Origin of the sequence: Massilia aurea (assembly GCF_040790145.1) — a bacterium.
Classification (GTDB): Bacteria; Pseudomonadota; Gammaproteobacteria; order Burkholderiales; family Burkholderiaceae_D; genus Telluria; species Telluria aurea_C.
Genome location: NZ_JBFMMP010000001.1, coordinates 312,023 through 334,211, shown reverse-complemented (window position 1 = coordinate 334,211; position 22,189 = coordinate 312,023). Strand labels below are relative to the sequence as shown.

The 22,189-nt window shown below is 66.3% G+C and carries 21 protein-coding genes; 10 read left to right on the top strand and 11 right to left on the bottom strand.

The genetic code is table 11. From position 1 onward, the window contains the following. Nucleotides 1–6: 6 nt before the first annotated feature. The 4 genes from AB2N08_RS01410 to AB2N08_RS01395 all read right to left on the bottom strand — a co-directional run bounded on the left by AB2N08_RS01410 (nucleotide 7) and on the right by AB2N08_RS01395 (nucleotide 5,325). Nucleotides 7–1,227: an efflux RND transporter periplasmic adaptor subunit gene (locus tag AB2N08_RS01410; RefSeq protein ID WP_367608843.1), complete on the bottom strand. Its 1,221-nt coding sequence runs from the start codon at nucleotides 1,225–1,227 to the stop codon at nucleotides 7–9. Continuing rightward, a complete protein-coding gene (locus AB2N08_RS01405; RefSeq protein WP_367608842.1) occupies nucleotides 1,224–2,531 on the bottom strand; it encodes a TolC family protein in 1,308 nt (435 codons plus the stop codon). Before AB2N08_RS01405 ends, AB2N08_RS01410 begins: the two co-directional genes overlap by 4 nt. Before the next feature lie 123 nt (nucleotides 2,532–2,654). Beyond that, nucleotides 2,655–3,029 carry a hypothetical protein gene (locus AB2N08_RS01400; protein WP_367608841.1) on the bottom strand — a complete coding sequence of 125 codons (375 nt, stop codon included), beginning with the start codon at nucleotides 3,027–3,029 and terminating at the stop codon, nucleotides 2,655–2,657. 13 nt (nucleotides 3,030–3,042) lie between these two features. After that, complete coding sequence (locus AB2N08_RS01395) at nucleotides 3,043–5,325, bottom strand: heavy metal translocating P-type ATPase (protein ID WP_367608840.1); 2,283 nt, start codon at nucleotides 5,323–5,325, stop codon at nucleotides 3,043–3,045. Between the two features lie 91 nt (nucleotides 5,326–5,416). Here AB2N08_RS01395 and cadR point away from each other — a divergent pair, with 91 nt between their 5' ends. Both cadR and AB2N08_RS01385 read left to right on the top strand, forming a co-directional pair. Beyond that, a complete protein-coding gene (gene cadR, locus AB2N08_RS01390) occupies nucleotides 5,417–5,809 on the top strand; it encodes a Cd(II)/Pb(II)-responsive transcriptional regulator (RefSeq protein WP_367608839.1) in 393 nt (130 codons plus the stop codon). Nucleotides 5,810–5,966: 157 nt separating this feature from the next. After that, nucleotides 5,967–6,959 (top strand): tyrosine-type recombinase/integrase, encoded by a 993-nt coding sequence (locus tag AB2N08_RS01385; protein ID WP_367608838.1) that lies wholly within the window; start codon nucleotides 5,967–5,969, stop codon nucleotides 6,957–6,959. On the opposite strand, the gene AB2N08_RS01380 is transcribed toward AB2N08_RS01385, so the two are convergent. From AB2N08_RS01380 to AB2N08_RS01370, 3 genes are all read right to left on the bottom strand, one after another. Continuing rightward, a complete protein-coding gene (locus AB2N08_RS01380) occupies nucleotides 6,920–7,753 on the bottom strand; it encodes a hypothetical protein (protein ID WP_367608837.1) in 834 nt (277 codons plus the stop codon). The two genes, AB2N08_RS01385 and AB2N08_RS01380, sit on opposite strands and share 40 nt — an antisense overlap. A gap of 46 nt (nucleotides 7,754–7,799) precedes the next feature. Next, entirely contained in the window at nucleotides 7,800–8,213 is a 414-nt protein-coding gene (locus AB2N08_RS01375) for an Rrf2 family transcriptional regulator (RefSeq protein ID WP_367608836.1), read from the bottom strand. Nucleotides 8,214–8,434: 221 nt separating this feature from the next. Continuing rightward, nucleotides 8,435–9,022 carry a CGNR zinc finger domain-containing protein gene (locus tag AB2N08_RS01370; protein WP_367608835.1) on the bottom strand — a complete coding sequence of 196 codons (588 nt, stop codon included), beginning with the start codon at nucleotides 9,020–9,022 and terminating at the stop codon, nucleotides 8,435–8,437. Between the two features lie 130 nt (nucleotides 9,023–9,152). On the opposite strand from AB2N08_RS01370, the gene AB2N08_RS01365 reads away from it, so the two are divergent. After that, on the top strand, nucleotides 9,153–10,037 hold the full coding sequence (locus AB2N08_RS01365) for an alpha/beta fold hydrolase (RefSeq protein ID WP_367608834.1): 885 nt from the start codon (nucleotides 9,153–9,155) through the stop codon (nucleotides 10,035–10,037). 6 nt (nucleotides 10,038–10,043) lie between these two features. Here the strand turns inward: AB2N08_RS01365 and AB2N08_RS01360 are convergent, their stop codons facing one another. Next, the gene (locus AB2N08_RS01360; RefSeq protein WP_367608833.1) at nucleotides 10,044–10,514 is read right to left on the bottom strand and encodes a DUF2721 domain-containing protein; all 471 of its coding nucleotides are present in this window, start codon (nucleotides 10,512–10,514) and stop codon (nucleotides 10,044–10,046) included. Between the two features lie 179 nt (nucleotides 10,515–10,693). Between AB2N08_RS01360 and AB2N08_RS01355 the strand changes: the two genes are divergently transcribed. The 4 genes from AB2N08_RS01355 to AB2N08_RS01340 are packed head-to-tail and all read left to right on the top strand — an operon-like array spanning nucleotide 10,694 to nucleotide 13,776. After that, nucleotides 10,694–11,719, top strand: coding sequence for an acyl-CoA dehydrogenase (locus AB2N08_RS01355; protein ID WP_367608832.1), 1,026 nt, complete (start codon nucleotides 10,694–10,696; stop codon nucleotides 11,717–11,719). Next, nucleotides 11,707–12,480 (top strand): PIG-L deacetylase family protein, encoded by a 774-nt coding sequence (locus tag AB2N08_RS01350; protein WP_367608831.1) that lies wholly within the window; start codon nucleotides 11,707–11,709, stop codon nucleotides 12,478–12,480. Before AB2N08_RS01355 ends, AB2N08_RS01350 begins: the two co-directional genes overlap by 13 nt. Beyond that, nucleotides 12,473–13,066, top strand: coding sequence for an SAM-dependent methyltransferase (locus AB2N08_RS01345; protein WP_367608830.1), 594 nt, complete (start codon nucleotides 12,473–12,475; stop codon nucleotides 13,064–13,066). Before AB2N08_RS01350 ends, AB2N08_RS01345 begins: the two co-directional genes overlap by 8 nt. Next, nucleotides 13,063–13,776, top strand: coding sequence for a glycosyltransferase (locus tag AB2N08_RS01340; RefSeq protein WP_367608829.1), 714 nt, complete (start codon nucleotides 13,063–13,065; stop codon nucleotides 13,774–13,776). Before AB2N08_RS01345 ends, AB2N08_RS01340 begins: the two co-directional genes overlap by 4 nt. Nucleotides 13,777–13,797: 21 nt before the next feature. Here AB2N08_RS01340 and AB2N08_RS01335 read toward each other — a convergent pair whose 3' ends face one another. The 3 genes from AB2N08_RS01335 to AB2N08_RS01325 form a co-directional block, all read right to left on the bottom strand. Next, nucleotides 13,798–15,354, bottom strand: coding sequence for an alpha,alpha-trehalose-phosphate synthase (UDP-forming) (locus AB2N08_RS01335; RefSeq protein ID WP_367608828.1), 1,557 nt, complete (start codon nucleotides 15,352–15,354; stop codon nucleotides 13,798–13,800). A 96-nt stretch (nucleotides 15,355–15,450) separates the two neighbouring features. Then, entirely contained in the window at nucleotides 15,451–16,401 is a 951-nt protein-coding gene (cyoE, locus tag AB2N08_RS01330) for a heme o synthase (protein ID WP_367608827.1), read from the bottom strand. 132 nt (nucleotides 16,402–16,533) lie between these two features. Beyond that, nucleotides 16,534–17,223 (bottom strand): hypothetical protein, encoded by a 690-nt coding sequence (locus AB2N08_RS01325; protein WP_367608825.1) that lies wholly within the window; start codon nucleotides 17,221–17,223, stop codon nucleotides 16,534–16,536. Nucleotides 17,224–17,563: 340 nt separating this feature from the next. On the opposite strand from AB2N08_RS01325, the gene AB2N08_RS01320 reads away from it, so the two are divergent. The 3 genes from AB2N08_RS01320 to map all read left to right on the top strand — a co-directional run bounded on the left by AB2N08_RS01320 (nucleotide 17,564) and on the right by map (nucleotide 21,897). Next, complete coding sequence (locus AB2N08_RS01320; RefSeq protein ID WP_367608824.1) at nucleotides 17,564–20,794, top strand: di-heme oxidoredictase family protein; 3,231 nt, start codon at nucleotides 17,564–17,566, stop codon at nucleotides 20,792–20,794. A 114-nt stretch (nucleotides 20,795–20,908) separates the two neighbouring features. After that, nucleotides 20,909–21,127 carry a ParD-like family protein gene (locus tag AB2N08_RS01315; protein ID WP_367608823.1) on the top strand — a complete coding sequence of 73 codons (219 nt, stop codon included), beginning with the start codon at nucleotides 20,909–20,911 and terminating at the stop codon, nucleotides 21,125–21,127. Next, nucleotides 21,124–21,897: a type I methionyl aminopeptidase gene (map, locus tag AB2N08_RS01310; RefSeq protein WP_367608822.1), complete on the top strand. Its 774-nt coding sequence runs from the start codon at nucleotides 21,124–21,126 to the stop codon at nucleotides 21,895–21,897. The genes AB2N08_RS01315 and map overlap by 4 nt, the downstream gene beginning before the upstream one ends. Nucleotides 21,898–22,189: the final 292 nt, after the last annotated feature.

Here is a 22,189-nt window from a genome sequence, read left to right as displayed (position 1 = left end):
TCCTTGTCAGTGTGCGTGCCCGGCGCTGTCTTTGCCGAGTTCGGCCTTGAGCACGAAGCTGCCTTGATTCACGTAGCGCACGCCGGGCGCCAGGCCTTCGAGGATCTCGACGGTCTCGCCATCGACGGTCCCGGTCTTGACGGGCTGGGCGCGAAAACCTTCAGGCGTCGAGACGAACACGGACGGCTTGTCTTCCACAGTCTGGATGGCGCTGGCAGCAACCGTGACAGGGGCAATGCGGGTGCCCTGGGCCAGCATCACGTCGACAAACAAACCCGGCCGCCAGGCGCCCTGGGGGTTGTCGATCACCACCCGGGCAATCGCGCTGCGCGTCTGCGCGCCGACCAAGGAGCCGACGTAACTGACAGTGCCCGTGGCGCTCATGCCGGCGGTGGGGGCCGTCACGGTTGCCGCCACGCCACTGCGTACCGTTCCCAGGTCCTTCGGCGTCACGGCAAGGTCGACCCACACGCGCGACAGATCGCTCAGCACGAAGACATTGGTGTTTTCCTGGACCGCTTCGCCCAGCGTGATGTGCTTTTCGACCACCATCGCATCGAACGGCGCGCGCAGCTCATAGCGGTTCAGGGCGCCACCGCCGGTCTTGACATCGAGCGCGGTCAATTTGGAACGCGCCGTTTGCACGGCCAGTTCGGCCTCCCGGAACGCCTGCTGCGCCTGCAGGTAATCCTGTTCGGCCGAGATGCGGTCTTGCCACAGCTTTTTCTCGCGCTCGTACAGGGTCCGGGCCAGGACCAGGCGGCTTTGCGCCGCATCCAGCGTGCTGCGCAGGTCGGCCAGTGCCGGGCTGGAAATCACGGCCAGCACCTGCCCTTTCTTCACCGATTGGCCCAGTTCGGCCAGCGACGATTCGGCGATTCCGGCCAGGCGCGGCGCCACGTGCGCTGTCAGGTCTTCGTTCACGCGCACCTCGCCCGGCAAGCGGATCATATTGGTGATGCTCGCTGGTCCCGCGATGGCGGTCGTGATGCCGGCGCTCTTGCTTTGCGCCGCGCTCAAGCGGATCACGTCGCTGTTGGTATCCCTCTCTTTTTCGCCTTCTTGTTCGCCGTCGCCCGTTACGTCGTGCGCGGCCTCGCCATGGCTGTCTGGCGCTGCACCATCCCGGTTCCAGAACAGGATGACGACGGCCAGCACTGCGCCGAGCGCGACGATGGCGGCAATCAGCGACAGGGATGTCTTGCTGTGATTCGGTTCGGTTTTCATTGCAGGTTTTCTTTAAAGACAGCGGTGGCGCCGGCATCGGTGGATGGCACGATGCGTTCGAGATCGGTGGCGGCCAGATAGCGGGCCGACAGTGCGCCCAGGTATTGGGTGCGCGCCAGGATCAGGGCGCGCTGGGTGTCCAGGACATCGAGGAAGCTGAATTTGCCCAGCTCGAAGCCGATCACAGCGGCGTCGTAGGCTTGCTGCGCGGCCGGCAGCAGGTCGCTCGTCAAGCTGTCGAGCTGGGCCTGCGACACCTCGGCGCGCTGGCGTGCATCGGCAAGGGCCTGGTGCAGCTCGAGCTGCTGCGCGTCGAGCTCGTCGCGGGCCTGGTCGGCCCGGTGCAGCGCGGCGGCGAGATTGCCCTGGTTGCGGTTGAACAGCGGCAGCGGCATCGAGATCCCGAGCACGGCCTGGGTGCCATTGGCCCGTTCCCGGTCGCGCTGGCTGCCCACGGTCACCCGCAAATCCGGGACCCGCAGGGCGCTTTCGAGATCGACCTGGGCTTGTTGCCGGCTGACCTGGACACGCGCTTGCCGCATCCGCGGCGCGCTGGCCAGGCGCTGCGCCAGCTCGCTCATGGCCGGCACCGCGGCGAAATCGAACGCCGGCATCACCAGCGGCTGCCCGATGACGCCGGTGCTGCCCATCAGCGTGGCCAGCCTGCGCAGGGCCAGGGCCAGCTCGGCTTCAGCCTGGCTCAGCTCGAGCCGCACCGTCGATTCGGCGACCCTGGATCGGGTCTGTTCGACCGGCGAAATCTTGCCGGCGGTGACGCGCCGCGTGGCCGCATTGGTCGCGCGACTGGCCACATCGATAGCGGACCGGGCAAGTAGCACCCGCTCTTGCATCGTCAACGCGGCCAGATAGGCGGCCATGACGTCGGCGCGCAGCTGGTTGCGCCTGTCGCGCAGCGCTTCGATGGCGAGTTGGCGCTCGTGGTCGGCGGCGGCAATGCGCGCGCTGCGCTTGCCGCCCAGCTCGATCACTTGTGACATCTCGACAGTCTCGACCCGGCTGCGGCGGTCGGTTCCCTCCGTCGACACGCTCAGCTCGGGATTGGGCAGCAGGCCGGCCTGTACGCGCTCGCCGTCGGCGATACCGATCGCGCGCCCGGCGGCGCGCAGCGTCGGATTGTTCGCATAGGCGGTTTGCAGCGCCTGTGGCAGCGTGAGCGGCATGCGCGCGCCATCGACGGCGGCCACGGACTGTGCCGTCGGGGACTGCGCCGACAGTTGCGCTGATACGGGGGCGGACTGAACGAACAGCACGAGCGCCCCCAGGAGGATGCCTCTGGGTTGCATGGATAGCTCCGAATAAAATGAATCGAAAGATATCCGGCGACGATGCTGCCCGCTCGCAGGCCGCGCAAACAGGCGCGCCCTGGCGCATGGGCTCAGGTCAACAGCAAGGAAATGCCACCGGACTTATGCGGTGGCGCGCCACTGGGGGCGTTCAGGCGGGGTCTGTACGACGGAAGAAAACGCGGGATTGATGAGGACTGGAGCAACGCTGGCCAGCGATCGATACGCCGCCGGCTCGAAGGCGCTCGGGGCCAGGACGGCATGTGCGCATGAGGCGCAGTGCGTATGCCCCATCTTCTTGGCCGATGGGGCTGTGCCGTTGTCGCCAGCTGCCAGTTGTTCGCTGGACTCCTGCGCATCAGGGTCGGAGCGATGCTGATGATGACCCAGGTGCTGGGCCGCCACACCCGACTCGTGCGTGCAGTAGGCACTGATCGCGGTCCAGGTAAACTGGAACGCCAGCAGTAGCAGCAGGCAGGAAAGGAAGCGACGGGTCATGGCCGCGAGTATATCATCGGTGCGGCCGGGCGCCGGCATCGCGTAGATCCGCACGCAGCAGCCGTAGTCCGTTGAAGATCACCAGCAGGCTCGCGCCCACATCGGCGAACACCGCCATCCACAGCGTGGCCCAGCCGCCAATCGCCAGCACGAGAAACAGCGCCTTGATGCCCAGCGCCGCGCCGATGTTCTGGCGCAGGATCGCGCGGGTGCGGCGGCTCAGGACGATGAATTCCGGCAGCTTGCGCAAGTCATCGTCGAGCAGCGCGACATCGGCCGTCTCGATCGCCGCATCGGTGCCGGCGGCGCCCATGGCGAAGCCGATCGTGGCCCGGGCCAGCGCCGGCGCGTCGTTGATGCCGTCACCCACCATGCCGACGGCGCCATGGCGCGCGACCTCGGCCTCGACGATCGCCAGCTTTTCGGCGGGCAAGAGCGCGCCGCGCGCATCGTCGATGCCCACCTGGCGCGCAATGGCGGCGGTGGCGATGGCGTTGTCGCCGCTGAGCATGAGGGTCTGCACGCCCAGCCGGTGCAGGCGGGCGATCGCCTGGATGCTGGTCGCGCGGACGGTGTCGGCGACACCGAACACCGCCAGCACGCGTCCACCCTGGCACAACGCCACGGCCGTCTGGCCGGCGCCTTCGAGGCGCGCCATGATGACGTTGGCCCGAGTGTCGGCGATGCCCGCTTCGGCGAGCATGCGCGCGTTGCCGAGTTGGACCAGGCTTCCCGCGATGACGCCGCGCGTGCCGCGGCCAGGCAAGGCCACGAAACCGTCGACGTCAGGCGGCACCGCGGCTGCGCCCGTGCGCTGCCAATGGCGGCTGATCGCGCCGGATACCGGATGGTCCGACCGCGCCGCCAGCGCGGCGGCCAGGCGCAGCGCCGCATCCAGGTCGGCTGACAGCGGCACCGCCTCGGCCAGCGCCGGGCGGCCCTCGGTGATCGTGCCGGTCTTGTCCAGTGCAATGCTGCGCAGTGCGGCGCCCTGCTCCAGGTACACGCCGCCCTTGACGAGGATGCCCGCCCGCGCCGCCCGCGCCAACCCACTCACGACCGTGACCGGCGTCGAAATCACCAGCGCACACGGGCAAGCGATGACCAGCAGAACGAGCGCCTTGTAGATCCAGTCGCCCCAGGCGCCGCCCAGCAACAGCGGCGGCAGGATCGCCACCAGCAGGGCGATCGCGAACACGGTTGGCGTATAGATCGCGGCGAAGCGGTCGATGAAGCGCTGGGTCGGGGCGCGCCGGCCCTGCGCTTCTTGCACGGTGCGAATGATGCGCGCCAGCGTCGAGTTGTCATGCGGCGCCGTCACGCGGTATTCGAACGAGCCGGTGTCGTTGATGGTGCCGGCGAAAACCTTGTCGCCCACTGTTTTGAAGACCGGCATGCTTTCGCCGGTAATCGGCGCCTGGTTGACGGCGGACTCGCCCGCCGTTACCTCGCCGTCCAGCGCGACCCGCTCGCCCGGCGCCACCCGCGCCAGGGCGCCCACGGCCACGCCGGCGGCATCGACCTCGGTCCAGGCGCCATTGTTGCCCCGTAGCGTCACGCGCTCTGGCGTGAGCGCCATCAGGCGCCCCACGGCGTCGCGGGCGCGGTCGAGCGCGCGCGCTTCGATCAGTTCAGCCAGCGCGAACAACACCATGACCATGGCCGCTTCGGGCCACTGGCCGATCAGGACGGCGCCGGTGACGGCGATCGACATCAGGGCATTGATGTTCAGGTCGCGATGGCGCAGCGCGGCCCAGCCCTTGCGGTACACGCCTGGTCCGGTCAGGGCAATCGCGGCCAGTGCCAGGGAGAGCACCGCCAGCGAATTCTCGTTCCCGCTTTCCCAAGCGACGATCTCGGCGCCGATGGCGGCGGCCAGGCCCAGGAGCAGTTTGACGAGGGGCATGCGCGAGGGCCGTGGCACCGACGACGGCGGTGTGCCTGCGACATCCCGCTGGGATGGCGTGGCAGTCGTGGCAGCCGGCTTGGCGGGTGCACCCGGCGCCGCGGACAGCACCGGTATCATGTCGAGTGACCTGATGGCGTCCAGAATGGTCGCCGGATCGGCCAGCGAATGCGTGACGCGCAGTTGCCGCTGCAGCAGGTTGAACCGGAGTTCGTGGACGCCATCGACCTTGGCCAGGACCTGGCGCAGCAGGCGTTCTTCGGTTGGGCAGCACATCTGCGCGATGTGAATGGTCAATTCCTGTCCCGTGGTCGGCGAGGTAGGCAACGGCGTGCCTATAACGGGCGCGGGCTTCGCAGCGCAACAGGATCTTGCCTGACATTCGGACATGGCCGTTCTTTCGAAGCTGTGTATGATGACCATTTAAAGGCCTGTACCTGATACGGGGTCAAGTCATTCATGACGTTTGGGGAGCGGAAACATGAAAATCGGTGAACTGGCGACGAGAGCCGGCTGTCTGGTGGAAACGGTGCGGTTCTACGAGCGCGAAGGCTTGCTCCCTCCTCCCGATCGCACGGAGAACAATTACCGCAACTACCGGCAGGAGCATGCAGACCGGCTCGGTTTCATCCGCCATTGCCGGTCACTGGACATGGCGCTTGGCGAGATTCGTACGTTGCTGGACCTGCGCGATCGGCCCGACCAGGATTGTGGCACTGTGAATGCCCTGCTGGACCGGCACATCGCCAGCGTGAGCCAGCGCATTGCGTCGCTCACGGCGCTCCAAGGGCAGCTGCAACATCTGCGCAGTCAATGCAGTTCAACCGACGCGACTCGCTCGTGCGCGATCATGGCCGCGCTCGATGCGGCCTGATGACGGTGGGCTCACCCCTCCTGCTTGATGGCTGGTTTTTTTCAGCCTCGTGCACGGCTGTAGTCGAAACCGTTGAATTATTTGTGTGGTATTAAGTCCATGTTGGTTAGTTACCTTTTTATGGTATCCTGAAGCATCCATTCCAATAGGCCCGTCCATGCGCAACCTTAGTTCATGGGACCGTAATCCCATCCAGGCATTCAGGGAATTTGTCGCCACCACGGCGTTCGCCGAGACCGGCCGCCGCCTGCGCGCCGATGGCACGTTACGGGTGCCGTCGGCGGAATCGGCAAAGATCTATAACTTCATGTTCGCGAACGTGGCCGGCTGGTTCATCGAACAGGGCCTCACCTTCTCCACCGTGACCCAGGCCGACCTCGCCCGCTTCATCGGCCGCACCGTCAAGGGCAAGCTTATCCTCAACAGCAAGATCGCCTACCGCTATCTGCGACTGCTGGAGCGCTGCTACGAGCATCTCGACGTCTCGCCCAATCCCGCGCAGCAGGCCATCCTCCACATCGACCGCGCCCACATGACGCGCGACGAGGCCGGCCGCACCCTGTCGGACGCGCAGCTGGCGCGCTTCTTCGCGGCGCTGCCGGCAGAGGCGCCCAAGCGCCGCACCAGCACCCCGTTCGAAGGCTGGAAGCGGCGACGCGACCGCGCGATGCAGGTCGTCATCGCGCTGGCCGGCCTGCGGGTGTCGGAAGCAATCGGACTGCTGGTGTCCGAGGTCGGGCGCCAGGCGGCCATCGACGGATCGATCGTCCTGACCATCACGCCCGATGAAAAACACGACACCAGCCACGAACATACGATCACCCTGCCCCGCGATGGCGCCGATGAGCTATTGCCATGGCTGGCCGAGCGTGAAACGCTGGCGATCCCTGGCCAGTTCGTTTTCCCGGCCAACATGGCCGGCGCCAGGATGACCCGCAAAACTGTCTACGTGCAGATGCGCGCCACGTTCGAGCGCGCTGGCATGGACCTGGCGCGCTCCGGTGGCCGCACGCTGCGCAACACCTTTGCCAAGCAGCAGCTCGACGCCGGCGCCAGCCCTGACGACCTCAAGGACGTGCTGGGCCTGGCGCTTGAACGTTCGGCCGCCGACTACAAGCTCACGCGGGTGACGCCGGATCCATCTCGGTAGAACTGCCTGGCGGCGTCGAATCGAACACGGTTCGTACCGCCAGTACAACCGCCTCTGCCAAGCGCGCATCCGTCAAAGCGGGGAATGCCTTTATGTCGCGCAGATCGCTGGCCTCTTTGCCCATGTCGATCGGCTACTGCCTGTTGCGATAGCTCGGCAAGGCGACGTCGTCCGAAGCGCATGCAAAACCCTTGTCGATCAGCTTCTTGACCGGCGCCCCAGCGCGGCAGGCGCACTTGCCGCAGCACGTCGAAATAAAAATCGTCCGCCGTTTTCAGTGCGTCCAGGATGCGTGGGAACTCCCAGCCGTCATTGGCGAACTGTTGTTCGATGAATTGGCGTTGTCGGCCAACGTCCCATGTATCTTCGCCGTCTTGCTTCATGTGCACGCCAACGTAGGCGCCAAGCTTGCCGTCGCGCGCAGGTTTGAGCGCCGCACCGCGCCCGCCCACGGTGTTGTATTGGCGGGCAAACTCCCCGTCATGGGGTGTGGCCGGAATACTGAATTCCAGCTCGGCCGTGGGGCCATTGTCGGCGGCCGAATTGCCGGCCTCGAAGCGGGCGATGACCCGATTATCCCCGGTCACCCAATCCGTGCCCTTCTCCTTCGTGCTGCGCTCGAAGGCGGCCGCTTCGAGGCCCATCCTGCGCAGCACCTCACGGGCGTTGCCGCGCACGTCGACGTTCTGGCCGCCATCGCGGAAGGCCGGCGCGCGCTCGACCAGTTCCACCTCGACGCCGTACTGCGCCAGCCACCAGGCGGCGGGCGTCGTTGGCCAGGTAGCCGGGCGCAACCGCGGCTTCGGGGTGAATGGCAGGACCGGTTGTCATCGTGCTTCCTTACGCCGCCGCTGGTCGCAGAAAGGCCGACAAGCGTAGCTGCCCGAATTCGCGCAGCAGCGTGCCTGCCGCCTGCGCCATCGCCACTTCGAGCGCGCCATTGATGGCCTGCTCTTGCGGGCAGCCAGGATGATCGACGTTGGCGCCGATCGCGAAGATCACCGGTTCCTCGAGCGCCTGGTAGATATTGAGCACCGTGATCTCGGCCGGATCGACCGCCAGTACCCAGCCGCCATTGCGCCCGGACGTCGAGTTCACATACCCGGCGCTGCGCAGGCCGCCCATCATCCGGCGCACGAGCACCGGGTTGGTATTGAGCATGACAGCGATTTCCTCTGAACTCGTCGTCCCCGTGCGGCCGTGGATATGGGTCAGCACATGCAGCATGCGCGCCAGCCTGAAGTCTGCTCTCATGATTGAATTTCCTCCTGCGATCATGATACCGAAACTTCAGGAGTTTCGGTATGATCAGCCCCCAATCGCAATTCGTCGAGTTTCAATTAACAGCGCGCTTGGCGGTCCAGCTTGTGGCACCGCACATCGACGTGATCTCTGAAAACCCGCTTTCCGTCATGGCACAGCGAGTTTTTTCGCCGGCGCACAAACTGCAACCCCTGCAGTTTCAGTTCAAGGAACTATGCCGCGAGCTTGGTGCGTTTGCGAAACTCTGCCGCTTTATGGCGATTCCCGCACAACGCCATGCTGCACCAGCGCCGCCGGTGCGATTTTGTACGGTCGTAGAACCACAGGACGCATTCCGGGTGTTCGCATTGCCGCACCAGTGAAAATTCGCCTTCCGCCAGCAATGCCGCCACCGATTCGGCCAGTATTCCCAGTGCGCGCTCTGGCGACGCTCCGGCGCCGCGCCGCGCGAGCTGCGGCTGCGTTTCTTTCCATTCCAGGACCGGCGTCGATGCCAGCGCCTCCAGATACCGATTGAGCGGCGCCGGATCGCCGCGCTCACCCTGCTTGCGCAGCGTGATCAGGTCGCGCGCAATGGCGCGCAGCGCTGTCGCATCGCACAAAAAATCGGCACTGACCGACTTGGCATCCGTCCCGGCATCGATCCCGCAACGCCCCAGCCATGCCAGTACGGCGTCGGCATCGTGCCAGGAATCGCGCTGCGAGTCACCGATGCCGGCTTCGGTATTGAGCATGTCGAGCGCAAGATCGTCGGCGATCAACGGCGCTTCGCCCGGCTCGGATTGCAGTGTGGTCGTCATGGACGCTCCCGATTAAATAACCCTCGACAGTATACTTGAATGGTTACTGGAAGCGTGCAACAATGAGCGCATAACCAGTATCCAGCATCATTGATGGTTATTCCGATCAATATCCCCGAGGAGAACACCCATGAACCAGCTCCACCAGCCAGTGACCACCAAGCCCCTTGTACGCCATACCACGATCGACATCGACGGCGTCGACGTGTTTTACCGCGAGGCCGGCCCAAGCAACGCGCCCGCCGTCTTGCTGCTGCATGGCTTCGGCGCGTCGTCGCATATGTTCCGCGACCTGATCCCCGCACTGGCCGACCGCTACCGCGTGGTGGCGCCCGATCTGCCGGGGTTCGGCATGACGCGCACCGACGCATCGTTCACCTTCACGTTCGAGCATCTTGCGGATGTGATCGACGCTTTCACCACGGCCGTGGGCCTGGACAGGTATGCGATCTATGTCTTCGACTACGGCGCGCCGGTCGGCTGGCGTCTGGCGGTGCGCCATCCGGAACGCATCACGGCGATCGTGAGCCAGAACGGCAATGCCTACGAAGAAGGCCTGAGCCCGGGCTGGGCGCCGATGCGCGCCGCCTGGGCCGAGCCGAGCGCGGCCAACCGCGAGGCGCTGCGCAGATTCAATTCGTTCGAGATGACCCAATGGCAGTACACCGAAGGCGTGAAGGATGTGGCGCGCGTGGCGCCGGACGGCTATGCGCTGGCGTTTGCCGCTACCGAGCGCATCGGCGTGGAGGCGCAGATGGACCTGCTGGTCGATTACGGACAGAACATCGCACAGTACGCGCAATTGCACGCGTACTTCCGCCAATACCAGCCGCCGCTGCTGGCGATCTGGGGCGAGAACGATCCGTTCTTCCTGCCGGTCGGCGCGCACTGCTTCCAGCGCGACCTGCCGCAGGCCCAGGTACGCTTCCTCGAGACCGGTCATTTTGCGCTGGAAACCCACGGCCCGGAGATCACCGATGCGATGCGCAGCTTCCTCGCCAAGCACCTCGGCTGACGGACGTCAGCTCACTGACGTCCCGCTGCGCCCCGCGCACATGGCCATCGCCTCCAGCTGCTGCGCGCGCATCAAGCGGTACGACAGATACACCTCGCGCATCAGGTAGACGAAGCTGGCCGTCAGCGCCAGCATCGCACCGATAAAACAAACGGCGATGTAATGGTCGAGCGGCAGGTCGGACGCATCGCCGAGAAACAGCATCGCGATCACCACGCAGACCAGCAGCCCGCACAGGGTGCTGGCCGCAATCGCGATATTGATCAGGTTCGAGCGGCGGTGCAGATTGCGCAATTCGGCCAGGCACGCCGCATCGACGCACTTGGCAACCCGGTCTTCGAGCGAGCGCATCTGGTCGATGATGCGCCCCAGCCGGTTGGTCAGCACGATCAGCAGGATGCTCACGCCCGCCAGCAGGAACACGGGCGCCGTGGCCAACTGGATGACCTGACCAACATCGCTGAGCTCGATTTTCATGACGCTACCAGTAGCAAGAATGACCACAGTGTAGCAGGCTACCATTTCGCAACCCCACGAGTAGCGAATAACGCACGCCGCCACGCTGACATAACTTCTTGTCTATGTGATATGGCGAACAGGCGAACCGCCCAGGCGACTGCTAGCATCAAGGCATTGCACATCACTATGTCGACGCCATGCAGACGCCTGTCTCCGCCACACCTGCCCTTATCTCCCTGCGCAGCAGGCTCGCCAGTCTCACCGGCATGCCGCCGACCCAGGCGCTGGCCGAACTTGTGCAGGGTGGTCATGGGCGCCTGCCCCTGCCCGGCCATGGGGCGACGCTGGCGCGCTGGCGAGCGCTGGCCGCTGTCGGCGCCCATGACCTGAACCTGGCCAAGCTGTACGAAGGTCACACGGACGCCCTGGCCATCCTGCACGAAGCGACGGCGCATGAGCAGGCGAACCAGCCACATGTCACCTGGGGCACCTGGTGCGCCGAGCCGCCCGATGCCCGCCTGGCGCTGCTGCCTGCAGGTGACGCCCGCGTCCTGCGCGGCCGCAAGGCCTGGTGCTCGGGCGCCCAAGGCGTCGCGCATGCGGTGGTCAGCTGCTGGGATGCCGATGGCGCCCCGATGCTGGCCGCGGTCGACCTGCGCCAGCGCGGCGTGCGTATCACCGACGACGGCTGGAACGCGGTGGGCATGCGCGCCACCGCCAGCGTCGATGTCTGGTTCGACGACGTCGTCGCCACGCCGCTTGGCAGCCCGGGCTTTTACGTCGAGCGCGCCGGCTTCTGGCACGGCGGCGCCGGCGTGGCCGCGTGCTGGTTCGGCGCTGCCACGCGCCTGGCTGACGCACTGCGCGCGCGGCTTGCCGAACGGGGCGACCCGCACCGGCTGGCCCAACTGGGCGACGTCACCGTGGCCCTGCAAGGCTGCGCCGCGTTGATCCGCGAAGCCGCCGCCGCCATCGACCGCGCGCCTGGTGCGAATGCGATGCGCACCGCGCTGACGGTACGCCTGAGCGTAGAGGCAGCGGCCAACACGGTCTTGCACGCGGTCGGGCGCGCACTGGGCGCGGGGCCGCTGTGCAAGGACGCCGCGCTGGCGCACATCTACGCCGACTTGCCGGTGTTTATGCGCCAGAGCCACGCCGAGCGCGACCTGGAGGCCGTCGGCAAGCTCGTGGCCGGCGAAGGAGCGGCGCCATGGACGCTCTGAACCGCTCGCGCCACATCGGCGGCGCCGGCCCGTCCGCCGGCGACTGGGCGCGCGACGCCGCACTGGCCGCCGTCCCGAGCATCGAACTCGCCGAGCTGATCCCGCCGGGCGCGCGCGTGGTCGTGGTCGCGCCCCACCCCGACGACGAGATCCTGACCTGCGGCGCCCTGCTGCACCTGGTGGCCGCGCGCGGCGACGCGCCGCTGATCGTTGCGGTCACCGATGGCGAAGCCAGTCATCCCGGCTCGTCCGAATGGCCGCCGCAGCGCCTGCGCCAGGTCCGCACGAGCGAGACGAATACGGCGCTGGCGTGCCTGGGCATCGACGCCAGCCGCGTGCGGCGCCTGGCCATTCCCGATGGCGGCGTAACCGATGCGGCGGCGCTTCTGGAGCACCAACTGGCCGCCATCGTCGAGCCGGGCGACGTCGTCATCACCACTTGGCGCTTCGATGGCCATCCCGACCACGAGTCGACGGCGCTGGCCTGCGCGAACGTGGCGCGCCAGCGCGGCGCCCGTTTGCTGCAAGCGCCCGTCTGGGGCTGGCACTGGAGCGCGCCGGGCGATGGCGCGATGCCGTTGGCGCAGGCGCGCAAGCTGCCGGCGCCGCACGCCTCTTTGGTGCGCAAGCGCGCCGCGCTCGGCTGCTTTCACAGCCAGATCGAGGGCGACGCGAGCAGCGGCGCGGCGCCCATCCTGCCCGCGTTCGCGATGGAACGGGTCCTGCATCCCTTTGAACTGTACTTTACCGACCATGCGTAACGCCCAGCCTCTCACCCATTTCGAAACGCTGTACGCCGCCTCGGACGACCCGTGGGACGTGCGCGGCGCCTGGTACGAGCAGCGCAAGCGGGCGATCCTGCTGGCCAGCCTCGCCAAGCCGCGCTACCGCAGCGCCTTCGAGCCGGGCTGCGGCAATGGCGAGATGAGCGCCGCGCTGGCCGCGCGCTGCGAACGCCTGCTGGCCTGCGACGGCGCCGCCAGTGCACTGGAAGCGGCGCACCGCCGCGTGCCAGATGCCGCCGCACGGGGCATCCGCTTTGAAAGGCGTCGCCTGCCGACCGACTGGCCGGTCAACGAGACGTTCGACCTGATCGTGCTGAGCGAACTGGCCTATTACTTCGATCGGGACGCAATCACGGCGATGCTCACGAGCGCCTGCGCCAGCCTGGCGCCGGACGGTGAACTGGTGCTGTGCCACTACCTGCACGACTTCGACGACCGCGTGACGCCCACCGCAGTCGTGCATGGCATTGCCGACGCGCTGCCTGGCCTGTACCGCACGCTGCACCATCTCGACGCCGATTTCGTGCTCGACGTGTGGCGGCTGACAGGCCACCAGCCATGATCGGCGTCGCGATCCCGGCCCATAACGAAGAGGCGTGCCTCGGCGCCTGCCTGCACGCGGTGCTGCGGGCGGCGACGCATCCGCAGCTGGCGGGCGAACCGGTGCTGGTGTGCGTCGTACTCGACGCCTGCGACGATGGCTCGGCCGACGTCGTGCGCGAGTGGCAGCCGCAGTTCACGCTGGCCGGCTGCCGCCTCGACGCGCTGGAAATCTCGGCGCGCCAGGTAGGCAGCGCACGCGCGGCCGGCGCCCTGCACCTGATCGCTGCCGATGCGCGCTGGCTGGCCTTCACCGATGCCGACACGCGCGTCTCGCCGCAATGGCTGACCGCGCAGGTCGCGCTCGGCGCGCAAGTCGTGTGCGGCTCGGTGGCTGTCGACGACTGGTCGCCCCACGCCGACAAGGCCCAATTGCTGCGCGAGCACTTCGCGCTCACCTATCAGGACCGCGAAGATCACCGCCACATCCATGGCGCCAACCTGGGCGTGTGCGCGCTGGCCTACCAGGCCGCGGGCGGCTTTGCGGCGGTGGCCTGCCATGAAGATGTGCTCCTGGTGCGGGCACTGGAACGAACGGGCGCGCGCTTCGCGTGGAGCGCGCTGCCCCGCGTATTCACCAGCGCCAGGCTCGATGCGCGGGCGCGCGGCGGTTTCGGCGACACACTGCTGGCCGTGACGTGCGAACTGGAAGCGTCCCTGCCGACGGCGTGAGCGCCGCCGGGGACGCTGTCTCTAGGCGCGTTCCGTGGCCATCATGGCAATGCGGCCCGACTGGCGCCCCGCCCCAATGCGCATCCCGTCGACCAGCAACGCTGCCGCCCAGCGAAACACCGTGAACTGGCTGACGACGCCGCGCATGGCGCGCAGGCGCCGGGTCTGCTCGTCCGGCGACATGTCCAGCGCGCGTTCGATGGCGCGCGCCATGCCGGCGATATCGCGCGGGTCGACGATCAAGGCCTGATGCAGTTCGGCGGCGGCGCCGGCCTGGCTGCTCAGCACCAGCGCGCCACGCAGGTCGGTGCGGGCCGCCACGAATTCTTTCGCCACCAGGTTCATGCCGTCGTGCAGGCTCGTGACCAGGCACACGTCGGCTGCGCGGTAGCACGCCGTGACGGTGGCCGCATCGGCGCTCTGCGCATGCAGCACCACCGGCTGCCAGCCGTCCTTGCCGAAGCGCGCGTTGACACGTTGCGTGAGCGCACCCACGTCGCGCGTGATCTTCTGATATGCGGCCAGCGCCGAGCGGCACGGCGCGCCGATCTGCAGCAGCGTGACATGGCCGCGCAGATCGGGCCGGCGCTCGAGCAGCAGCTCGAACGCTTGCAACCGTTCGCTCAAGCCCTTGGTGTAATCCATGCGATCGACACCCACCAGCAGCCGCACGCCGGGGGCGATGCCGAACTGCCGGCCTACCGACTCGCGCACGCCAGGCGCGGCGACATCGGCGCGCGCCGGCCAGGCAATCGAGATCGGATAGGCGCCGGCATGCGCCACACCGCGTCCATGAGCACCTGCAATCTTGGCGCGGGCCAGGCTGAAGTTGGTCAGGTCGCCCGGTGTTTGCAGGCCCATCACGGTACTGGCCAGCAGGCCCGCCATCAGCTCGCTGGCCCAGGGGAAGGTGGCGAGCACTTGCGGTGTCGGGAACGGTATATGCCAGAACAGGATGATCACGGCGTCGGGCAATTGTTCGCGCACCATCTGCGGCACCAGCGCCAGGTGGTAATCCTGCACCAGCACCACGGGCCGCGCGCTGGACGCTTCCGCGACCACTGCCTCGGCAAAGCGCCGGTTGACGGCCACGTAATTGGCCCAGTCCGCCGCACGGAAGGTCGGCGCGACGCCGGTGCGGTGGCACAGCGGCCACAGCGCTTCATTGGCCAGGCCGTCGTAGTAGCCGGCCACCTCGGTGTCGCTCAGCCACAGGCGGCGCAGCCGGTATGGCGCGTCGATGTGCTGTGGCAGCACGTGATCGTTGGCGTCGACCGTGGCGCGGTCGGCGTCGCCGCTGCCATGGGCGATCCAGCAGCCGCCTTCTTTCGAGAGCACGGCCTCCAGTGCGGTGACCAGGCCGCCGGCGGGGCGCTGCGCCACGATGCCGTCGGCGGATCTGGAATGGACGCATGGCGCCCGGTTGGAGACGACGATCAGATCGTCGCCGCAGCCCAGTTGTTCGATCAGGCGGGCCAGGTCGGCGCTGTCGCGCACGTCTTCGGGCGCCAGAGCCGCGGGCCGCACGGTCTGGCGGCGCTCGGTTGGAAGGGGCAGAGGCGCCGGATTGCTGCGCATCCTCGTCGTGGGGGCGGAGTGGTATCGAGCTGTCATGGAGAACAGCTTAAGATATTAGTGTTCGCCCTTTCTGTTCGATGACGTACCAAAAACCAGTCAAACTGACAATATCAGGTGCAAGTAATGGTCGGCGAGCAGCGCGCCGAACAGCAGCGCCAGGTAGACGATCGACCAAGTGAACGCCTTGCGGGCGATGGCGTCGCTATAGTGCTTGTGGATCAGCCAGCTATGCCGCAGGAACACGGCGTTCAGGGCGCACGCGGCGGCCAGGTAGAACGGTCCGCTCATCCCGACCGCCCATGGCAGCGCCGTGCCGACGGCCAGTGCCACGCTGTAGCGCCACACCTGCAGGCCCGTGTGCGCCATGCCGTGGGTGATCGGCAGCATCGGCAGGCCGGAGCGCGCATAGTCGTCGCGCCGCGCCATCGCCAGCGCCCAGAAATGCGGCGGCGTCCACAAGAAGATGATCAACACCAGCAGCCAGGCCTCGAGCGGCACGCCGTTGGCCATCGCCGCCCAGCCGAGCGCCGGCGGCATCGCGCCGGCGAAACCGCCGATCACGATGTTCTGCGGCGTGGCCGGTTTCAGCAGCAGCGTGTAGATGAAGGCGTAGCCGACAAAGGTCGCGAGCGTGAGCCACATCGTCAGCGGATTGACCTGGGTATACAACAACACTGCGCCAGCCCCGCCCAGCGCCAGCGAGAACACGATCGTCTGGCCCGGCGCGAGATCGCCACGTGCGGTGGCGCGGCGCGCCGTACGCGTCATGCGCGCATCGACGCGCGCCTCGAGCAGGCAATTGACGGCAAACGCAGCGCCGGCAAACAGCCAGATGCCGGCGCCGCTGCACAGCAAGACCCTGATATCAGGCACGCCGTCGGTCGCCAGCAGACTGCCGATGACGGCGCAGAACACCGTCAGCATCGTCACGCGCGGCTTGGTCAGCGCCCAGTATTGGCTGGCACGCGCCAGTGCGCGTGCCGTCACGGACGTGTCAGGGATGGCCAGGTCGGCCGGCTGGATTTCGACAACTTTTGAATTCGACATGATCGGGCGACCAGCGCGGGCAGGTGGTCATTTCGCAAAACCCATCATGCTAGTGGAAAACGGCAGCGCGACAAACGGGCAATTTGTCCCAGTTGGCAAGCAAGCCACATGCCGCGCGCCATGAAGTCGGGCTTAGCGCAGCTCTTTTACACGTGCATCGACCGGTGGCTTGAGACGCGCCGGCAATGCCGGCACGCGATGCGTCAATACCACAGCTTGCAGGCCGCACAGCGCAATGTAGGCCAGCAATTCGACCATTTCTTCGAACACCTGTGAACGCGACGCCACCAGATCGAGATGGCACGACATATGGCCTTCGGCGCAGGTCGAGCCCGCCGCCGCGCCCAGCGCCACGAGCAGCAGCAGCCACGGCGCGCTGCGCACAAACGCCACACGCACCACCTCGTCGATGCGGTAGTGCCAGGCGCTATAGATGAGCCAGCCAATGAGCAGCGCGGCGGCGGGCCAGACCAGCGGCTGGAACCAGAGCGGTTCCGGCGGCAGCGCCCTGCCCGCAGCATCGAATCCCGGTACGGCGCGCCACGCCCGGCCCCAGCTGAGCTCGCGGCCCGCCAGCAACAGCCACACCGGCGCGGCCCACAATGCCAGCATCGCCGTGCGCTCCGGCCGCAGGCGCACGAACACCACCATCGCCAGCACGAAGCCGCTCAGCAATACCAGCACCTGCAGGCTTTCCAGGATGCCCGACTCGCGACCCCACGCTGCTGGAAGGAACGCACTCAACGGGTAACACGCCACCAGGGCGCCAAGCAGCGCCCACTGCGCCGGCCGCGCTTGCGCCCACAAGATCAATCTCCCCATGTCATCTCCTTCGCATGTCGCTATTGTTGCCCGAGTGAACGGCCTAGTTTGCAATTGTACGAACAGACCAGCTGCGCACGATTGTTTTTTTGGACAACCCAACAACTGGTGGTCATATTGACCGATGTTCTGACGCTACCAGGAGTGTCAAATTCGCGCACACCGCTTGACACGTATTGACGAGTTCGGTTACTTTATGGTTAACAATTGCCACAGAGCAACCAACCCGGATTCGCTGCTGCACAGGTCCGGGGCATGCGGAAAAAACAGGACCGTGCGCCAGGCAGAGCTGCCAGGCGAGCGCGGTATCCCAATGAAAGAACAATTCAGGAGTTTTACCATGGATCAACTGCCTCGCGGGCAGTCGTCACGCCGCATCCGCATGCCCGGCCTGCCGCTCGCGCCATCGATGTTGCTGTCGTTGCTACTGGCCGGCTGCGGTGGCAGCAATGGCGAGTCGCCCGTCGCTGTCATGCAAAACACCAGCGCCAGCCTGCTCAAGGCCGTGGCCGGCGTGTTCGCCAGCACCGAAACGGCGCTCACGCCGCTCAAGGCCCAGGCCAGCTCCGCCGAGCGGCTCGATCTCGATGGCCATGCGGCCATCGACCACGACACCAACACCCGCTGGGGCAGCCGCTTCACCGACGACGAGTTCCTGACGCTGGACTACGGCACGGTACAGACGATCACCCGCGTGCGGATCGACTGGGAAGCCGCGCATGCGAGCCAGTACCTGCTGCAAGTGTCCGAGGATGGCGGCAACTGGATCACCATCAAGACGGTCACCGACAGTGTCGGCGGCACCGAGGATTTCACCGGCCTGAATGGCCAGGGCCGCTACCTGCGGATGAAGGGCGTCAAGCGCGCCGGCCAGTACGGCTATTCGATCCTCGAGATGCAAGCCTTCACCGGCACCCCGGCGGAACCTGCCCCGACGCCGGACTTGCCGGCGCCACAGCTGCCGATCGACCTGACCAAGCCGGGCGCGACCATCAAGCCCCTCGCTGCGACGTCGTCCACGCCGGAAAACGGCGGCATGGCGGCCGGCATGGCCATCGACGGTAAACCCGGCACGCGCTGGTCGAGCCGGCCGGAAGACGGCGCCTGGATCCAGTTCGATTTCGGCGCCCCCACCGCCGTCGGCTACATGAAGCTGGCCTGGGAGGCCTCGTACGGCAAGGTGTACACCGTGCTGGCGTCGAACGACGGCCAGGAATGGACGCAGCTGCGCCACGTCGGCACCGGCAAGGGCGGCGTCGAAGAATTCTTCAACCTGGGTTTTGGCGCCCGCTACCTGCGCCTGCAGGGCGTGGCGCGCGCCACGCAATACGGGTATTCGCTGTTCGAGGTCGAATTCAAGACGCCGGGCAGCGACAACACGCTGCCCGATGCGCCAACCTCGGCCGTGACGTTCCCGGCCAACGGCAGCGGCTTGATTCCGCTGCCGGGCACGCTTGATCCGATCGAGTCGCTCCAATTTACCCTGGCCGACGGCACGCTGGTCACACGCTTCGGCGCCCGGGGCCTGGCGCGCCATGGCCGCGAGCGCGGCGAAGAGTGGAACGAGATCGGCTACGGGCCGAACGATACCGTCGATCCCGCCACCGGCCTGCCGCTCGACAAGGGCCCGGGCAATTATCTGACCTTCGTGCCGCAGTACCACCAGAACCGCACCTGGGGCGTCGAGATCATCGACAACAGCCGCGTCGCGGGCGTAACCAAGCCGATGCTGGTCGTGAACCAGTACACGACGGTCGACTTCCTGAAAGGCGGCGTCGCTTTCTTCCGCCAGTTCGACGAGCCGTACTCCACCGGCTACGGCTGGATGCGCCCTGGCGAACTGGTCGACAACAATATCCCCATCTGCAAGCCGACGCCGTACCCGCAAAACAACCGCCTGGCCAGCGCCAACGGCATCAACGGCGGCTGCACCTTGCTGGTAAAGGATTATCCGGGCCACAGCGAGCTCAATAGCGAAGGCTTCAAGACCGGCCGCAGCGTGCCAGGCCGGCCGCTCGTCAAGGGCGACATCATCGAAGTCTCGCCCTCGTACTTCACCACGCGCGAAGCGCTGGGCGCCATCGGTGATACGGGCGGCATCCGCTACTATTCGCAGGAATGGAGCTACGTCGTCGGCCAGGGCCTGCGCCCGTGGTACGGCGTGCAACCGCGCCTGAACTCGGTGCCGCTGCCGGACGACGTGCTGTCGGGCGGCCTTGGCTCGGTCTCGTACAACTACAGCGACAACGGCCTGTTCATGTTCCAGCAGCCGCACAACAACGTCGGCATGCAGAACATGCAGCGCTTCGTCGAAGGCCGCCGCCTGCTGCACACCAATTTCACCACGGGTGAACACAACGAGCCGGGCAACGACAAGTACGTGGCGGCGATGGGCTTGCAAGGCCAGCGCTTCAACCAGTCGGCCTGTATTGCCTGCCACGTCGGCAACGGCCGCAGCCCGGCGCCGGCGGCCATCAACCAGCGCCTGGACGGCATGGCGGTGCGTGTCGCCCGCGTCGGCCCGCAAGGCCAGCAACTGCCGCATCCGACCTACGGCACCACCGTGCAGATGAATGCCTTGTCGAGCAACGGCACGCCGCAGAACTGGGGCACGGGCGTGCGCGTGACGGGCTTCGACAGCCGCGTGGTCACGCTCGCCGATGGCAGCGCGGTCGAACTGCGCAAGCCAAAAATCGCCTTCGACGGTCCGGTGCCAGAGACCGTCTCGCTGCGCGCGGCCCAGCCGATGATCGGTACGGGCCTTCTGGAAGCGATTCCCGAAGCCGACATCCTGGCGCGGGTGCGTTCGAGCCCGGACGGCGACGGCGTGAAAGGCACGGCCAATTTCGTGTTCGATCCCGAGACAGGCAGCACGCGCCTGGGCCGCTTCGGCTGGAAGGCCTCGAAGGCAACGCTGCGCCATCAGGCGGCATCGGCATTGCTGGCGGACATGGCGGTCACCTCGCCCGTGTATCCAAGCCTCTCGTGCGACGCCAACCCGGCGGCCTGCGCCACGGCGCCCAAGCAAAAAGGGATTTCGGAAGCCGACCTGCAGTCGATCTCGAACTACCTGGCGCTGCTGGCCGTACCGGCCCAGCGCAGCCTGGCGAGCGGCTTCCCGAAAGGCGTCGCGCCGCTCGACGAGCACCGCGTCGACACGCGCCAGGTCGCCACTGGCCAGAAGCTGTTCGAGACGATGCGTTGCGTGGCCTGCCACACGGCGTCGATGAAGACCGGCTCGAACCACCAGTTCGCCGAACTGCGTGACCAGACCATCCGTCCCTACACCGACCTCCTGCTGCACGATATGGGGCCGGGCCTGGCGGACAACTACGTCGAAGGCCAGGCCACCGGCAGCATGTGGCGCACCGCGCCGCTGTGGGGCATCGGCTATAGCGAAAAAGTGATGGGCAAGGACGGCAAGGTCGGCTACCTGCATGATGGCCGCGCACGCACCTTGAGCGAAGCGATCCTGTGGCATGACGGCGAAGCGGCCGCCGCGCGCAGGCGCTTTGAAAAGCTGGCCACGGCCGAGCGTGAGGCGTTGCTGGCGTTCCTGCGCTCGCTGTAATTGTCCGTAGTGGGACGATGGCGCCAGGCTTGCACCCGGCGCCATTTTTTTTACTGGCATTTGCGACCGGCTGAATATATACTTCGTATACGTTACATATACAGGAGTAGTGCAATGGGCATTGTCAATATCGATGGCGACCTGCACGATCAGGTGCGCCTGGCCACCAAGGTGTCGTGCCGCTCGATCAACGCGCAGGCCGCATTCTGGCTCAAGGTCGGCATGCTGGCCGAGACCAATCCGTCGCTGAGTTTCAACGAGATCATGGCGCGCGAACTGGCTGCCGCCGGCGTGTCGGTGCCACCACTCACTACGGGGCTGCGCGTCGCATGACCAAGCAACCGCATGAACTGGCGCTCATGGCCGAGTCGGGGCGGTTGCTCGCCTCCGTATTCGGCATGCTCGACGGGTTGTCCCTGGCGGGCATGACCACGCTCGAGGTCGACACGCTCGTAGAACGCTTCATCGTCGACGAGCTCGGCTCACGCCCGGCCAGCAAGGGCCAGTACGACTACGGCTTCGTGCTCAACGCATCGATCAACCACGTGGTGTGCCACGGCGTGCCCGACACGCGCGATGTGCTCGAGGATGGCGACATCGTCAATTTCGACATCACGCTGGAAAAGAACGGCTATATCGCCGACTCCAGCAAGACGTATCTGGTCGGCGACGTCGATCTGGCAGCCAGACGCCTGGTGCAGACGACCTACGAAGCGATGTGGAAAGGGATCCGCGCCGTCAAGCCCGGTGCGCACCTGGGCGACGTCGGCGCGGCCATCGAGCGCCATGCAAAAAGAAATGGCTGCTCGGTCGTACGGGAGTATTGTGGCCACGGCATCGGACGCGAGATGCACGAAGAACCGCAGGTGCTGCACTTCGGCACCAGGGGCACGGGCCTCAAACTCGTCGAAGGCATGGTGTTTACGATTGAACCGATGCTCAATCGCGGCGGGCGCAGTGTGCGCACGGAAGCCGATGGCTGGACGGTAGTGACGCGCGACGGTTCGCTGTCGGCGCAATTCGAGCATACAGTGGCGGTCACTGCGACCGGCGTGGCGGTCTTGACATTGCGGCCGGAAGAAGCCGCGATGATCGCCGTTTAGAACGCCAGCATGCGCCAAGCCGATGTCACAAAGCCGGTGTCACAAAGCCGGTGTCAGGTCTGACATTCAGACACGAGCTCAACGGTATCTGAGTGCCTTGGAAGCGCACTTTTTTTCAGAAAACCTGTAACAAAGCCGGTGTCAGGTCTGACATTCAGACACGAGCTCAACGGTATCTGAGTGCTTTGGAAGCGCACTTTTTTTCGGTGATGCCGTTGAGAAAAACGAAAATTATGACTATGTATGAGCTCGTGTCCGGATGTCAGACCTGACACCGAAGTTGTTGAGAAAA

Excerpts from the sequence above, each read along its gene's own strand:
- AB2N08_RS01360 (WP_367608833.1), bottom strand. The coding sequence starts at position 10,514 with ATGAAAATCGAGCTCAGCGATGTTGGTCAGGTCATCCAGTTGGCCACG.
- AB2N08_RS01340 (WP_367608829.1), top strand. The coding sequence starts at position 13,063 with ATGATCGGCGTCGCGATCCCGGCCCATAACGAAGAGGCGTGCCTCGGC.
- AB2N08_RS01350 (WP_367608831.1), top strand. The coding sequence starts at position 11,707 with ATGGACGCTCTGAACCGCTCGCGCCACATCGGCGGCGCCGGCCCGTCC.
- cadR (WP_367608839.1), top strand. The coding sequence starts at position 5,417 with ATGAAAATCGGTGAACTGGCGACGAGAGCCGGCTGTCTGGTGGAAACG.
- AB2N08_RS01315 (WP_367608823.1), top strand. The coding sequence starts at position 20,909 with ATGGGCATTGTCAATATCGATGGCGACCTGCACGATCAGGTGCGCCTG.
- cyoE (WP_367608827.1), bottom strand. The coding sequence starts at position 16,401 with ATGTCGAATTCAAAAGTTGTCGAAATCCAGCCGGCCGACCTGGCCATC.
- AB2N08_RS01325 (WP_367608825.1), bottom strand. The coding sequence starts at position 17,223 with ATGGGGAGATTGATCTTGTGGGCGCAAGCGCGGCCGGCGCAGTGGGCG.
- AB2N08_RS01365 (WP_367608834.1), top strand. The coding sequence starts at position 9,153 with ATGAACCAGCTCCACCAGCCAGTGACCACCAAGCCCCTTGTACGCCAT.
- AB2N08_RS01375 (WP_367608836.1), bottom strand. The coding sequence starts at position 8,213 with ATGAGAGCAGACTTCAGGCTGGCGCGCATGCTGCATGTGCTGACCCAT.
- AB2N08_RS01395 (WP_367608840.1), bottom strand. The coding sequence starts at position 5,325 with ATGTCCGAATGTCAGGCAAGATCCTGTTGCGCTGCGAAGCCCGCGCCC.
- map (WP_367608822.1), top strand. The coding sequence starts at position 21,124 with ATGACCAAGCAACCGCATGAACTGGCGCTCATGGCCGAGTCGGGGCGG.
- AB2N08_RS01405 (WP_367608842.1), bottom strand. The coding sequence starts at position 2,531 with ATGCAACCCAGAGGCATCCTCCTGGGGGCGCTCGTGCTGTTCGTTCAG.
- AB2N08_RS01410 (WP_367608843.1), bottom strand. The coding sequence starts at position 1,227 with ATGAAAACCGAACCGAATCACAGCAAGACATCCCTGTCGCTGATTGCC.
- AB2N08_RS01385 (WP_367608838.1), top strand. The coding sequence starts at position 5,967 with ATGCGCAACCTTAGTTCATGGGACCGTAATCCCATCCAGGCATTCAGG.
- AB2N08_RS01345 (WP_367608830.1), top strand. The coding sequence starts at position 12,473 with ATGCGTAACGCCCAGCCTCTCACCCATTTCGAAACGCTGTACGCCGCC.
- AB2N08_RS01335 (WP_367608828.1), bottom strand. The coding sequence starts at position 15,354 with ATGCGCAGCAATCCGGCGCCTCTGCCCCTTCCAACCGAGCGCCGCCAG.
- AB2N08_RS01400 (WP_367608841.1), bottom strand. The coding sequence starts at position 3,029 with ATGACCCGTCGCTTCCTTTCCTGCCTGCTGCTACTGCTGGCGTTCCAG.
- AB2N08_RS01355 (WP_367608832.1), top strand. The coding sequence starts at position 10,694 with ATGCAGACGCCTGTCTCCGCCACACCTGCCCTTATCTCCCTGCGCAGC.
- AB2N08_RS01370 (WP_367608835.1), bottom strand. The coding sequence starts at position 9,022 with ATGACGACCACACTGCAATCCGAGCCGGGCGAAGCGCCGTTGATCGCC.
- AB2N08_RS01320 (WP_367608824.1), top strand. The coding sequence starts at position 17,564 with ATGGATCAACTGCCTCGCGGGCAGTCGTCACGCCGCATCCGCATGCCC.